Source organism: Pseudomonas sp. GW823-FHT01D03 (assembly GCF_058798255.1).
The window spans coordinates 3,274,920-3,287,482 of sequence record NZ_JBXAKK010000001.1; the positions used below are offsets into that span (position 1 = coordinate 3,274,920).

15 protein-coding genes are annotated in these 12,563 nt (G+C 55.9%); 7 read left to right on the plus strand and 8 right to left on the minus strand.

The window, feature by feature from the left end:
• Nucleotides 1–218: 218 nt before the first annotated feature.
• The 3 genes from AC1RBR_RS14120 to AC1RBR_RS14130 form a co-directional block, all read right to left on the minus strand.
• A complete protein-coding gene (locus AC1RBR_RS14120) occupies nt 219–1,256 on the minus strand; it encodes a fimbrial protein (RefSeq protein ID WP_492565055.1) in 1,038 nt (345 codons plus the stop codon).
• 1,217 nt (nt 1,257–2,473) lie between these two features.
• A complete protein-coding gene (locus tag AC1RBR_RS14125; protein WP_492565057.1) occupies nt 2,474–3,064 on the minus strand; it encodes a terminase small subunit in 591 nt (196 codons plus the stop codon).
• A gap of 308 nt (nt 3,065–3,372) precedes the next feature.
• A complete protein-coding gene (locus AC1RBR_RS14130) occupies nt 3,373–3,705 on the minus strand; it encodes a phage holin family protein (RefSeq protein ID WP_008080174.1) in 333 nt (110 codons plus the stop codon).
• Between AC1RBR_RS14130 and AC1RBR_RS14135 the strand changes: the two genes are divergently transcribed.
• Entirely contained in the window at nt 3,704–3,877 is a 174-nt protein-coding gene (locus tag AC1RBR_RS14135; RefSeq protein WP_492565059.1) for a hypothetical protein, read from the plus strand. The genes AC1RBR_RS14130 and AC1RBR_RS14135 overlap by 2 nt on opposite strands.
• A gap of 363 nt (nt 3,878–4,240) precedes the next feature.
• Here AC1RBR_RS14135 and AC1RBR_RS14140 read toward each other — a convergent pair whose 3' ends face one another.
• The 5 genes from AC1RBR_RS14140 to AC1RBR_RS14160 form a co-directional block, all read right to left on the minus strand.
• Nucleotides 4,241–4,600 carry a PA0613 family protein gene (locus AC1RBR_RS14140; protein ID WP_492565061.1) on the minus strand — a complete coding sequence of 120 codons (360 nt, stop codon included), beginning with the start codon at nt 4,598–4,600 and terminating at the stop codon, nt 4,241–4,243.
• Nucleotides 4,593–6,812: a VapE domain-containing protein gene (locus tag AC1RBR_RS14145; RefSeq protein WP_492565062.1), complete on the minus strand. Its 2,220-nt coding sequence runs from the start codon at nt 6,810–6,812 to the stop codon at nt 4,593–4,595. The genes AC1RBR_RS14140 and AC1RBR_RS14145 overlap by 8 nt, the downstream gene beginning before the upstream one ends.
• Nucleotides 6,802–7,026: a TraR/DksA family transcriptional regulator gene (locus AC1RBR_RS14150; protein WP_008080171.1), complete on the minus strand. Its 225-nt coding sequence runs from the start codon at nt 7,024–7,026 to the stop codon at nt 6,802–6,804. The genes AC1RBR_RS14145 and AC1RBR_RS14150 overlap by 11 nt, the downstream gene beginning before the upstream one ends.
• Nucleotides 7,019–7,537 (minus strand): phage regulatory CII family protein, encoded by a 519-nt coding sequence (locus tag AC1RBR_RS14155; RefSeq protein ID WP_492565064.1) that lies wholly within the window; start codon nt 7,535–7,537, stop codon nt 7,019–7,021. The genes AC1RBR_RS14150 and AC1RBR_RS14155 overlap by 8 nt, the downstream gene beginning before the upstream one ends.
• Nucleotides 7,538–7,856: 319 nt before the next feature.
• On the minus strand, nt 7,857–8,114 hold the full coding sequence (locus AC1RBR_RS14160; RefSeq protein WP_121185701.1) for a hypothetical protein: 258 nt from the start codon (nt 8,112–8,114) through the stop codon (nt 7,857–7,859).
• Between the two features lie 76 nt (nt 8,115–8,190).
• Between AC1RBR_RS14160 and AC1RBR_RS14165 the strand changes: the two genes are divergently transcribed.
• The 6 genes from AC1RBR_RS14165 (at nt 8,191) to AC1RBR_RS14190 (ending at nt 12,547) form a co-directional block, all read left to right on the plus strand.
• Entirely contained in the window at nt 8,191–8,913 is a 723-nt protein-coding gene (locus AC1RBR_RS14165) for a S24 family peptidase (RefSeq protein WP_121185703.1), read from the plus strand.
• Between the two features lie 272 nt (nt 8,914–9,185).
• Complete coding sequence (locus tag AC1RBR_RS14170) at nt 9,186–9,776, plus strand: hypothetical protein (RefSeq protein ID WP_492565066.1); 591 nt, start codon at nt 9,186–9,188, stop codon at nt 9,774–9,776.
• 10 nt (nt 9,777–9,786) lie between these two features.
• Nucleotides 9,787–10,068, plus strand: coding sequence for a phage antirepressor KilAC domain-containing protein (locus tag AC1RBR_RS14175; protein ID WP_121185709.1), 282 nt, complete (start codon nt 9,787–9,789; stop codon nt 10,066–10,068).
• A 158-nt stretch (nt 10,069–10,226) separates the two neighbouring features.
• On the plus strand, nt 10,227–10,607 hold the full coding sequence (locus AC1RBR_RS14180) for a pyocin activator PrtN family protein (protein WP_492565068.1): 381 nt from the start codon (nt 10,227–10,229) through the stop codon (nt 10,605–10,607).
• Nucleotides 10,604–11,071 carry a hypothetical protein gene (locus tag AC1RBR_RS14185; RefSeq protein WP_492565070.1) on the plus strand — a complete coding sequence of 156 codons (468 nt, stop codon included), beginning with the start codon at nt 10,604–10,606 and terminating at the stop codon, nt 11,069–11,071. The genes AC1RBR_RS14180 and AC1RBR_RS14185 overlap by 4 nt, the downstream gene beginning before the upstream one ends.
• A gap of 282 nt (nt 11,072–11,353) precedes the next feature.
• On the plus strand, nt 11,354–12,547 hold the full coding sequence (locus AC1RBR_RS14190; RefSeq protein ID WP_492565072.1) for a tyrosine-type recombinase/integrase: 1,194 nt from the start codon (nt 11,354–11,356) through the stop codon (nt 12,545–12,547).
• The last annotated feature ends 16 nt before the right edge of the window (nt 12,548–12,563 follow it).

Consider the following 12,563-nt stretch of genomic DNA (forward strand, 5'->3'; position numbering starts at 1 on the left):
TTACATTACAATAAATCACTTGATCAGACCAAGCCTACCACCAACCTACTTAAATAGCTTCTTCGCAACATTTGAACGCATCAGAAGTGCAAAACCCGCATGACTGCGTATTAAGAAAACATCATGCCCAGCCTGATATAGTCTAGTTAAAAACCATTAACATCATAGTTGCAGCTCTCAAACATGATCAATCAGAGGTAATTTAACGATACTGGAAATCATTTGTAAGACATTGTTATAGTTACTCCAGCACGCATAACGCCCGGCATAACTGGCCCCTCAGTTCTCACGTACCTAACTCCGAAAGGTTTTGTTAGAACGCCACTCTCAGGAATGATTCCGAATGATCGCTGATTTACTGTGCCTTGGATTGAGGAGTCGGGACCAAAATTAACTGCATCACCTGTATCTGTCACCTGAAAAGAAACCCCCTTGGCAGATGTATCGGTCGCACTTAAGCTCAAAGTGGCAGATCGATTGGCGGGATTATTGATATCTGTCAAAACATAGCTGGCGTTAACACCAGGAAAACAACTTACATCCAAGTTAAATGGTACAGTTGACGAGTAGCTTCCGGGCGCTTGAATAAAACTCACATCCATCCGAGGCAAAGCAATTGTACCGGGCGTCTGAATACTACACCCCTGGTATGAAATTTCGGCACTGCTTGCTGGGGTAGTAATCATACCCCAGCCGAAATATTTACCGCTGACATTAAGCCCCTGACGCATAACTGTTAAAGCGGGAATGGATATATTCCCCTGAGAAGGTCGCTCGGTAAGAACAAATCGTATCGCGAATTGTGCATACCTACTAAAAGGAAAGCCTGAAGGTCCCGTAGGAGTGCTTCCAGTAAAAATTTTCAACTCCGTGGAAGTAAAAGGTGCATACCTACTCCCAGAATCTTGTCCAGTCATAATTACTCCCACACCTTTCGCCCCGCTGTCATAAATCTCATATGTTAGACCCTCATACACCATACTTTTCCCGGTTGAAGGGATCATATTATTTGCAAGACCATAGAATGGGGCGCCAAACGGCAAGTCAGCAGTACCACACGTATACGCAACCTTCAAACCAGAATAATGCCAGCTAGTAGATAACATCTGAGGATACGTATTGCTAGCAACTGAATAGCTAAACTTCGGCACTGGTATTTGAAAGTTTGTATACGTACATGCTGCGTAGGAGTTTTTTGCAAAGAAAGAAAAAACCGATAGCAATAGTATCTTATAGAAGCCTTTTACGCCTTTCAACTCGATTTCCCTCTGTATGCTCGGAGCTTTTATTCTCTTAGACCAGCATCAAATTTATATTACTAGTTAAGAATTAAATACTTTAACGCGCAAGCCATCAGCAAGTCAGACAAACACCGGGCGCGCTCTAGCAGGATTATACGCCTCCTCTAAAAAAAAACATGTAGGAATTATCCGATTATGTTCACGATTGTTCCTACATGGGCTTTGTAAAAAATCAATAAAACCAAAGAGACCTATGTGCGGACGATGTCATAGGCGGAGAAATATTCAGTACGCCGGTATTACGGAAGGTAATGATCTTCCGGAGCAATCACAAAGCGCACACATGAAGTCGCAAGGCAGCAAATAGCCGCCGTTGGAAAAATTGCGATTTACCCGTTATTTTCTGTTGCAAGCTAGCTTATTTGCCATCGGTTTGAGGTATCGCAAGTGCTGATATCGGGTTTGCTTGCACGTAGCCTGGCCTTGCTGACACTGCCGATTGGGCTGGATACGCATTCGCTCGCCCTTTCAATCGCAGCTCTACTGATCTTTTGGTATGCCTATGGCGGCATCTTTGCGGGAAGTGTGCACCTGACCAATCAACTGGCTACGCCAGGCTGTTGTCCTATTTTTATATGCTCGTCTAGCTATTCAATGCCGTGTCGATACCACTTGGACTGATGGTGGATGCGTTTGATATTTACCGAGCAGTTACAGGATCACTACTCATTTTCATTATGGTCGGCATGCTTTTGCTCGTACCACAATAAGTATGCCCTCCAAAACAGTACGTGCGTGCATGATGCAGGCGTTTTGTTCTACTGGAGCCAAAATTCAAGGACGATGATGAATATCAACGAGCATTTCTTCAAGGACTTCAATCTCAATTCGATCGTGATATTTATGGTACTGTTTCGTGAACTGAACGCCTCCAAAACCGCCTTGCGATTAGGTGCTCAACCAGCAATCAGCAATTCGTTGGCTCGATTGCGCTAGCACTTCAATAACCCACTGTTTATGCAGGCGGACCTAGGTGTTCGACTTATTTTTTCAAGGCAATTAAAGCAGCCTGCATTCCACCCCCCTGCTATGCGCCTTAACTAGAAAGTGATAAATCTCGCTTGTGCGGGGCCTCAGCTACCGGCCGAAAACGAGCATTCGTGAACGCCCGCCTTTTGCCTAAAGTGGACAATAATCGAACGCGCTGACTGCAAAATTAGGTCGGCGTACCGTTACTCTCTTTCTAGTACAAATCCGAAGTCGTCACTCGACATCTGAGCCGCTTCATTGAGTCGCTGCCGCAACGCAGCAGTCAGTTGGCGCTCCACTTCCCATGGGTCCGACAAGGCCGCGAGCTGCGGTGCTAATTGCGGCGACATACTCATCAGCGACTGGCTGAGGGAACGGGCCGTTTCATACGCGGCCTTCTGCACAAAGCTGACTTCCACCAGCTCGCCCTGCGCTTTGCGAAACTCCATCTCGGCCATCCGCGCCAGGTAGTGCTCACGATGCGCACGCGCTTTCTGAAAGTCTGGAGAGTGCCCCTGTGCCAAATCAACGGGCGGCGGCGCAGCCGTGTTAGTCGGTTCGGATTTTGATGTGACGTGGCTGTAGACGTCACGCTGGAGCCGTCCCTGCTGGTGTCGAGCGCTGACGCCGGCCTTACTCGGATCCCGCGTCACCTCCAGAAACTGTTCGCTGGCATCGACATCGATCCGGCCCGCTTCATCCAGCACCAGTCGATTATTGAGTATCAATTTGCTGATGTATTGCTTGGACCACCCCTTGAGCTCGCCGTATTCCTTACGTGTTAAAAATGCCATGAAGCCTCCTATTTCCAAGCCCGGTCAACTGGTCAACCAGTCAACTGGGGTCAACTAACTTTCCAACCCAGCCACTAACAAGATCCCGCGGGTTTCCGACCCCGTGTCCTTTGGAAATCCCCAGGGTCCCCGGCGGGTTTCTGCCCGGTCCGGTCGGTCGATTGCCATGCCCTGCCCCCATCCCTTTGGAAAGACGGACATCCCTGCGCTCATTTCAGCTAGAGAGAATCCGCGAGTTCGATAACCCGTGTAGGGGGCGGCCCTCGGGGAGGACCCGTGAAATCTGCACCCTACCCGGCCTGCCCGGCTCATGCCTTCGGCTCGGCCTCGCTCAGGTCCAGCCGCTTGGCCACCCAGCGTTCGTATAAGCCGATGGCAACATCGGCGCCGGCCATCGCGGTCAGGCAACCCAGGGCGCCCGCTGTCCAGATCGACAGGCCCGCGCCGAACAGCAACATCATCGCTGAAACGCCGCAGACGATGCAGGCACCAGATCTAAGTGCGAGGCGCCGCAGTAACGCCCAGCCCCGCGCCCCATCCTTGTCAGCGCGCCACATCTCGCCGGACACGCCGCCAACCAATGACAGGGCAATCACCAACCAGATCGGCATCTCTGCCAGCGCCTGTTGCTCGTTCGTCATGGCCCTGCCCCTTAAACAAAAAGACCCGGCGCAATGGCCGGGTCAGGTGGTGGGTGGCCTGCCGCGCTTGGCGGTCGCACCCATCGAAGATGGCCCCTTTTTACAGGTCGATTCTGGTGGCAGCAAGACCGGTTTAATGCCATCCGGTGAATATGTGGCTTACGTCCGGTGAACGGCTGGCGAATGTCGGTGAATATCTCAACCCGGCTGGCTTTTGCTTCTGCTGTTTCGGCGGCGTCCCATGTGTCCCACTTCTCTAAAACAAGGTGGGACGTGTGAACACCCCGCAGACAGGGGCCTTGCCCCACCGTCCTACTTTTCTTTCTCTTTTCTCGTGTATAGAGAGAAATTTAAAAACACGCGTGCGCGTAAACGCGCGTACCTGTACCCGCTACGCACACACGGGCGGGAGGCAAAACAGGTGGGACGGCGGGACAGCCCAACAACGACGGGGCCTGCGCCCGTCCCATGACTGCAAAAGCAGTAGGACGGACGCAGGTCGGTGGGACGGCGTAAGCCAGAGGAATACCCACGATCAAGCCGCTTCCCCCAGGAGGAAGTGCTCGACCACGATGTGGGCGTCATGCAGGCGCTGGTAGTAGAGGTTGCGTGTGCAGCCACTCTGAGCCAGACGCGCAATCAAGGGCGCATCAGGCTGGAAGTAATGCACCCGCACCACCGTCATCAGCTCGGGATCGAGGCGTTTCTTGACGATGCGCTCGATGTCCAGAGAAGCCTCCAGCGGCACCCTGCTCCCACGCCTGCCGCGCACGAGCTGGCCACCGCTCTCCATCATCATGGCGACCATGTTGCCGCCCGAATAACCGGCGGCGACCTCATCGCTGTGCAGCTCCTGCGCCCATTGCTTGAGAGCCATATCGATCGCTTTAATCATCGAAGCACGGCTCCTCAAACGCAGGTTGCTCCAGTGCAGGCGCCCTGCCCCAACCCTCCGGCTTTTTGTACGCCCATGGCCGCTGGCCGCTCTTGCTCAAGGCGCCCAAACGGAACCGTCGCCACCCGAGCCGATGGAGGATTGCACCTACGCGCATCTGCTCGGGCTTGCCCCAATGACCGGGATCGAGCTTGAGCGCCTGACTCATCACCTCACTGCCGGTGGTGGTCTCGCCGATCTGCGACTCTTCCAGCCAGGTCAGAATGGGCGTTTCCCATTCGTCCACGACGAAGCGTTCGTCCTGCTCCTCGCTGAACATTGGCGCTTCCTCTCGCGTCACCCACCAGAGGTCGCCGGCCTCAAAGCAGAACATGGCTTCAGCCCACAACTGGTCGCGGATCTCGCGCAGCAACGCCACGTCGACCTTGGTACACGCCACCGGCCAATAACGACGGTTGCCGGTGGCGTCCTTGAGGTACTCGTCCTGGTTGGTGGTACCGACGAAAACACACTGGCGTGGCACGTCCAGGGTTCTGCGGCCATAGCTTTCGCGATAGGTGTCTGTGGACGCCGAGAAGAATTGCTTGGCCTTGGTGCTCTCGGCCTTGTTGAAGCTGTCCAGCTCGCCGAGTTCGACGATCCACTTACCGCGAATCGCCTGGAAGCCGTCCTTGTCGCCAAGGGCAAACGGCGTGTCCATGAACCACTCACCGCCGAGCACGCTCATGGCGGTCGACTTACCGGCGCCTTGTACGCCTTCGAGGATCATCACCGAGTCCGCCTTGCAGCCGGGCTTCATCACCCGCGCCACGGCCGAGATCATCCAGCGCTTGCCGACCTTGGACGCGTAATCCGTTGCCTTCACACCCATGACATCGGTCAACCAATGCTCCAGGCGCGGCACACGATCCCACTCCAGCTTTTTCAGGTACTCGCGCACCGGGTGGAAGGCGTGGTCGTGGGCCACGACGCTGACGGCCTCGATCACATGCGAGGACTTAACGCGCAGGTTGTACTGCTGCGCGATCCACTTCATCACGCGCACGTCATCGATGTCGGCCCATTCGCCGGTACCACCGCCATAAGGTGCTGCACGCAGCTTGACGATCTTCGAGCTGAAGGCGCAGTAGCTGATCACCCCGGCCCAGCGCTCGTCGTGGGCCAGGATCAATTCGACGTTCTGCATGTGCGCGATCAGCGCGCCGCTTTCACTGCGAGCGAGCTGATCTTTCCAACCACCAGCAGCGGGTGGGCGGACCACCGCGAGCACTTGCCGGCGAACCGCGTCGAGGCCTTCAGCGACGTGCAGGTCGTTGAAGTCGGTCCACTTGTCATGACGCTCGACAGAGAAGATCGGCGCAACCACCTGGGCACCCACGATCAACGCGGCGTTGCTCGCCTTTTCTTCGCCCGGATTCCAGGCATCGCCATTAGGCTTGGTGGTCTTCCAGTCATCATCGCGGCAGATGATCAGCGGGCAGCCGGCAAAGCGCTCGCGCATGACCTTGCACACGGCCAGCAGGTTGCCCGCATCGAAGGCCACGGCGACGGCGAGCGACGTCGCCATGTGCAGGCTGGCGCCGGTAGCGTAACCCTCACAGACCAGCACCGGTTCACCTGGTACCGGGTGCGGGCCGAGCAGGTGAAAGGTGCCCTCCTTCGCCATGCCGTAAGGCCAGTAGGATTTGTCGCGGCCGGTGTCTTCTTGCTTGTTCGGGAAGATCACCTGCAGGCCCATGATCTGATCACGGGCGTTCTTCATTGGGACCAACACGGCGCCGGTGCGTGGCGCGTAGCGGACGTTGATGCCGACAATCTGTTTGCGGTCCAGGTAATCGCTGCGCCCGGTGGTCGGCATGCGCTCGAACAAACCTTGCGCTCTTTTCGCGGCCCGCCGCGCAGCGTTATTCGCGATTTCGGCGGCGCGGCGCTTGGCTTCTTCCTGGCGGGCGCGCATCACTTCGCGTTCTTCCGGTGACATGCGACCGGCCTTGACCTTGATTTTCTGCGTCTCGCCCGAACGCCAGTCACCGAAGGCGCCGAAGATCAGGGTGTCACCCTTCTCCGTGCGCTGCTCGTGCACCACGTACCAGCCGTTCTTTTCCTTGCCCTTGTCCTGCGATGTCTTGCAGCGGGTCAGCTTGCCGAACACCAGCGGTTGCGCTGGCTCCAGACCGTAATCGGCGAATTGCCCCAATACCTCATCGAGCATGCTGAATCCCCCGCTCAGAGAGGGACTGGCAGCTGATGCATTGCGAGCAACCCGGTTGAGCCAGGCGGCGTGCTTCCGGGATCGGGTCGTCGCAGGCTTCACAGAACAGCAAGGAATGGGCAGCGCTTTCGGCTTTGGCAGCGCTGCGCGCAGCCATGGCCTGATCGATGCGTTCCTGCACTAGGTCGTTAGCGAAATCGGCGATGTCAGCCAAGATCAGCACCTCGCGTCGTCTGGTTGACGTAGGTGGCGCGGTTGAATAACCCCAGCAGCCCTTGAATACCTCGGAACACCTGCAGGCGAATCGCCGCCAGTTCCTGATCAGTCACCACACCGTCGCCGATGCTCTTGGCCCACGTCTCGGCCAGATCAGCGACCTGGCGGAAGTATTCGGCGATCCCCGTCGTCAAAGTCTCGGGCATGTCGTTGGTGTAGGTGTCGGCCAGCTCCTGCCAGATCGTGTCGCCGACCAGCGCATGCACCGCATCCAGAATGCGGCGATCCTTGGTCAGTTCGAGGATCTCGCCAAACTCCTGAATGTTGATGGAGTGACTCGGGTGGGTCGGCGACAGTTTGTGCTGCAGCGTGGTCGGGTTACGACCGGTCGTGGCAGCGATGGCAGCAGCCCCGCCTGGGTAATCGCGAGCGGCGTGGTACAGCGCTAAATCGAGCGGCAGGATTTCCCGCTGCGCCCGTTCCAGAGAACTGAGAGCAATTCGGCTCATGGCATTAATCCTAAAAGTTGCCAGTGCCGCGCGACAGGGAGTGGTGATACATTTGTCGCGTGGCTTGGTATGGCCCAAACGCCGGTAACCCTTGCAGGGGACAACCGGCACCGTGCCGGGGCGAACAATCCGTTGTTCACCCCTGGCGCAACAGCTGCCAGCTCTGTGGTAAGAACGGCAGCAACACCAAGGCTTCCGAGCCTTGGAAACGCAATGAAGGTCGGCGGCATGTGGTGTGCTCGCCTTCCGACATCGCGACCCGATAGCATTGTGGTGATGCTGTCGGGAGAAACTGGGCGACCCTAGGGTCGCCTTTTTTCTATGCAGCCTTCTGCGGTGCAGATTTTCCAAGTAGCCAATCGGCGTCGAATGGATTGCCTTTTTCTCCTGCAGCTGCAGCAAGCAATTTCGCGTACTCAGTCTCACCTGTGTAATCGGTGCGTGGTAACGAAGCTGCTAGCCTCCACTTGTTGAGTGCTTGGTAACTGCGTCCACACACGCGTGCTGCTGCTCCAATACCGCCTACGGCCTCGAAGGCGAAAGCAATGGCATTAGGGAAACTCTGTGGGTCAAGCATGAATGCCTCCTTTCAACTGTCGGTTGATAATAATGTTCAACTGACAGATTAGCAATCATTATGTGACTATCAACCTATGATTGATAAAGAATCCGAAAGACTTATGTTTGCCGAGCGGCTCAATACTGCGCTGGACGCCAATGGCGTTCGCCAGCGTGGCCGAGGGGCAGACATCATCAAACAGCTCAGCTCCAAGGGAGTGGTTAAGACCGCCCAGGCCGTTAGTAAATGGCTTAACGGAGCGGCCATTCCTGAAATCGACAGTTTGACGGCGCTATCCGCTTGGCTGGGCGTGCGCAGAGAATGGCTTGAGCACGGGGTCATGCCTGTTTTCCCTCACGAAGCAGGCAATTCGCAAACAGCGCAGGACGAGAACGTCATTGCCTTGACATCAAGCATGAACAAAGTACCGCTGATTTCATGGGTTCAAGCGGGAGCTTGGTGCGAGATTGCCCCCACCGTTGAACTACTCCATGCCGAGCAGTGGGTGCCCTGTCCCGTGAATATCAGCAGATCAGGGTATGCGCTTCGCGTTGTTGGAGACTCAATGACGAATACCGGTCCAGGTCGCAGTTACCCTGAGGGCTGCATCATTTTTGTCGACCCTGATCTCGTTGTGAACAACGGTGATCGAGTTATCGCTTCTTTGCCGAGCAGCAACGAAGCCACGTTCAAGGTGCTCGTGAAGGACGCCGGAAAGCACTACTTGAAACCGATCAACCCGCAATACCCCATCATAGAAATGACGGACGACATGCAAATTTGCGGAAAAATCGTTGGGTCATTCACCCCTGAGTGATTACTCAATGCGTATTTTTCACCTGATGGTTGTTGACTTAATTTAACCAGCGGTTGATATTTGCCTCACTCTTTACCACAGAGCGAGGCAATACCTATGCGCACCACCGCAACCTTGCATGTTCATCCGGCATGCGTCAGCAATCGCAAACTGATCGAACAGCTACAGCTCTCCACGGGCTGTCTGGTCGTCATTCACAACAGCAAACCCAAGCTTGTCGCCCAATCCTGCCGCCCCTCTCCTATCGATCCGAACGGTGGAGGGCATGCGGCATGATCAAGTACAAGATCGACAACCGCACCCTGCAGTTGCTCAACGCCCAGGTCAACCTGACCGAGACCTTCAACCACGTCCTGCGAACAGCGCCGAAGCGCGAATGCCTGGCATTCCGTCTTAAGGCCGAACGCGGCCCCGTGGAAAGCACTTTTGTCATCGAGCTGGGCAGTGAACGCCACACGCTGACCCTGCCGAACGACAAGAAGATGCACCTCAAGCTGGCCGACTTCATCGAAGAGGTTGCCAACGGCCCGCTTGATCCGAGCAGCACCAACGACCTGGTGCATCGCGCGCACGCCGATCGCCAATACGGACGCTTCGACGTCCAGGACAAGCAACGAGTATTCGAGCTGATTCGTACCGGCGGCGTGCTGAGCCTCGACATGGGCTTCGATCTGCCGCTGCACGTCGCTGTTCATCGCCCGCACACCCTCTCCTGCATCACCGCCATCCTCAGCATCGGCAAGAAGAGTCCGCGCACCCGGTGTTTTACCGCGTGCGGTACCGATGTCGAAATCTACGGCAAGGTCAGCGAATCCATCAGCCAAATTGCTGCAGCGGCCACTCCTGCCGCACACGCGGCTTAAGGAGGGCGCCATGGAACGTACCCTCGCCCAAACAGCTGCTCATCTCGGCCTGAGCCGCCCCAAGCTCATCGCCCGCATGCGCGAAAAAGGTCTGCTAAAGGGAAACCTGCCAGCGGATCTCAACCGCGACGGTGAGTACCTGCGGGTCAAGGACAGCCCCTGGTACGACGAGAAATACGGCATGCAGTACAGCCAGTCGACCCGGGTCAAACAAGCCGGCATCCGCTGGCTGGCCGAGCAGTTGGACATCAATCTTCCTGCCATTCCGGCAGACCGCCGTGACGTGGCCTAGGGAGTATGCCCGCCAGATTGTTGCCATGCGCACACGCGAGGAGCGCAATGCCGCGCTCCTCGAAGTGCCCGAACATCTGCGCGAGCTGACCAGACGCCACTGCCTCAACGCTTGGAACCACCCGGCACGACAACGACTCAAGGAGGCTCGACAAAGCCATGAATAACGCTGCACAGAATCCGCTTCGCCTTCATCCGGCGCCCGAATCGACCACCGTCGAAATGCTCTATCGCACTTTTGGGAATGTACTGATCCCACTGGAAAAAATACGGGAAGCCTATTTTCGCAACTTGAATTCACAGCTGTTCGTGACTGAGATCTACAACGGCCGGATTCAGCTTCCGATCACTACGATCGACGCCAGTCGCAAGGCACTCAAATACGTCCACATACGGCACATGGCCTCGCTGATCGACATCTGCGCCTACAAGGCTGATGAGAACATGCAGCGACAGCATGACGACCAACACGATGCTGCACCCACACCACTGACGGCAGTTACCACCAGCCAACGACAACCCCAGGAGCACACCAAATGATGACTCCAGTACAAACAGTTGCACTCGTCATCTTGATCGTTATGGCAGCCCTCCTGGTATGGGGCGGTTACATCATGGGCCGCAGAGATGGTCTTGAGACCGGCCTGCGCGAGGGTGAAGACATTCAGCGCGCCGTAAGTGCTAAAACCATCCGCGAGCTTCGAGCCTCGCTGCAATTCATTAGCGCAGATCACACGCGCTTGGTACACACCTGCAAACGATTTGAAGCAGGTCCACTCTTCGGCCCGGCCGAGCACCAGACACTGATCGATATCGGCGAGCTGCTGCGGATCGCCGCTGAGACCTTCAGCGCCTTTCGTACCGGCATGAAGCTCGAGCGTGATGCCCGATCGCTGCGCGAACAGGCACTTGCAATGGCGGCGCAGCTGCAACCAGGAATTCAGGGCAACTCAGTAGGACAACCACTCGGTACCGCCAAGCAATTTACTGTGGAGGCTGCGTGATGGTTACTTCTGCCTCAGTCGCAATGGACGGAACGTCCGACCCCGGGCTCATTGGAAGAAGCGCCTTACTCACACAGACGGGAGGGTTAAAGAGATGACGAATAGCAGTCTGGAATCCATACCTCACCCTGACGTAGATAAGGTCTCTGAGGAAGTTATGGCCCATTTTTTAGGCATTTCGTCTAGGGCTCTTGCGACCCGCCGCGCAAGAAAACAGATTCCCGAAGGGGTCTGGAACAAGCAGGGACATCGAATTTTGTATAGCAAAAGAAGGTATGAGGAATGGCAAGAAGCACAATGGATTTGCCCAGTGGAGTGGAACTGTTCCGCAAGTCCCTCAGAATTCGTTTTACTTGGAACGGGGTCCGCAGATGTGAAACGCTCCCCTACCCCGCGACGCAGAAAGGCATTAAAGCTGCATCCCAACTACGCGATCAAGTAAAGAGCCTGATCAAGCTCGGCCTCCTGGATGATACCAAGTACGCCGAGCTGTTCCCCGGCTCGGCCGTTATGCTGAACAGCATTCCTACCTTTCACGAGTACGCCCAGCTATGGCTTGATGGTCGAGTCATCACAACCGGCACGCGTAACAACTACAAAGGTGCACTGAATCTGTACTGGATTCCGCCGCTGGCACTGATCCGCATAGACCAAATCACCACCACACTCCTTCGCCGCATCATTGCGGCCACGGAGTGGACATCGCCAGGAGTTCGGCGTAACGCCCTGGTCAAACTATCGACGATTCTGGAAGCGGCAGTAGCTGAAGAGTTGATCAAGAAGAACCCCGCCGCGACGATAGACCGCCCCAAACGATCGCGAAAGGAGATCAGCCCGTTCTCCCTGGATGAAGCGAACCGCATCATCGCCCACCTGTACCAAACAGCCCACTGGCCCAGCGGAATCTATGCAGCATTCTTTGAGTTCGCATTCTTCACTGGCCTTCGACTGTCGGAGGTCGCGGCGTTGCGCTGGGATGCTGTCGACCTGGTGAAACGCCAGGTACATGTCTGCCGCACCGTAGCGCTTGGCCTCGTCGAGGAGCGAACCAAGACCAACAAGGACCGCTTTGTTCTGCTGAATGAACGAGCGCTGCACGCGCTCAAGTTCGCCCGTCAGTACGCAGAGCGTCGTGCAAACGGCATCGGCAAGATCAAAACCACGCCCTACGTGTTCCCGCCCTCGAAGAACAGCGAGTACATCAAGCAAACGTCGGACCTGCACAAACAATGGAGGCCAGCACTGAAGGCTTTAGCCCTGCCTCATCGGCCGCCGTACAACTGCCGTCATACTTATGCGACAATATGCTTAATGTCCAACATGAACCCCGCATTCATCGCTCAGCAGCTTGGCCACAGCGTCCAAATGTTGCTGACGACGTATGCGCGTTGGCTCAACTCAAGCTCAGACTGGGGGGAGCTGGAAAAGCTCCAGATTGGTATCAAATCGGTATCAGGTAAAAAAGACCAGCTCTAACCCATTGATAGGTAAG